The 257-nt window shown below is 38.1% G+C and carries 1 protein-coding gene; it reads left to right on the top strand.

Features of this window, described 5'->3' with window-relative positions; all coding sequences use genetic code 11:
• Positions 1–257 (top strand): mucin-binding protein (locus ADI86_RS11870; RefSeq protein ID WP_049531838.1); only part of this gene is annotated, 257 nt, incomplete at both ends.

The raw sequence follows: 257 nt of genomic DNA, 5'->3' as shown, positions 1-257 counted from the left end.
AGTAACTCCAGGAAAACCAATCACTCCTGAAAATCCAGGTACTGACACACCAATTATCTACCGTAAGACAGACCAAAAAGCTATTATCAAGTACGTAGACCAAAATACTGGTACAACACTTGAAAATGATCAAGTTTCTGGTAAATCAGGTGAAGCCATTAACTATTCAACTGCAGCTAAGATTAAGTACTATGAAGATCGTGGTTACGTTCTTGTAAGTGATGGATTCACAGTAGGAGCTACTTATGACAAGGATG

It is taken from the genome of Streptococcus pseudopneumoniae, assembly GCF_001074975.1.
Lineage (GTDB): Bacteria > Bacillota > Bacilli > Lactobacillales > Streptococcaceae > Streptococcus > Streptococcus pseudopneumoniae_D.
This window is presented reverse-complemented; position numbering and strand designations above follow the sequence as displayed.